A 242-nucleotide genomic window follows, 5' to 3' on the forward strand; every position below is an offset into this window, starting at 1 on the left:
ATCCAGCAGCTGCGGGCAAGCCACGGCAGCGTCGCGGCATGGCTGGATGCGCACCACCCGCGCGACAAGGCCGCGTGGGTGAAGCTGTTCAAGAAGACGTTCCGCTTCACCGGCGGCGAAATCACCGGTGAATTCCTGCTGAGCCTGGGCTACCTGCCCGGCGCGCACAGCCCGGATTGCCCGGTGTACCAACCCCTGCAGAACCTCAAGAACACCGGGTAAACCCTCAGACGCCCATGTAG

1 pseudogene is annotated in these 242 nt (G+C 64.9%); it reads left to right on the top strand.

What is annotated here, in order from left to right:
• A pseudogene (locus ACQG3P_RS22280) lies at nucleotides 1-222 on the top strand (DNA-3-methyladenine glycosylase I); the annotation flags it as partial.
• Between the last annotated feature and the right edge of the window lie 20 nt (nucleotides 223-242).

The organism is Stenotrophomonas sp. SrG, assembly GCF_050031795.1.
Lineage (GTDB): Bacteria > Pseudomonadota > Gammaproteobacteria > Xanthomonadales > Xanthomonadaceae > Stenotrophomonas > Stenotrophomonas rhizophila_A.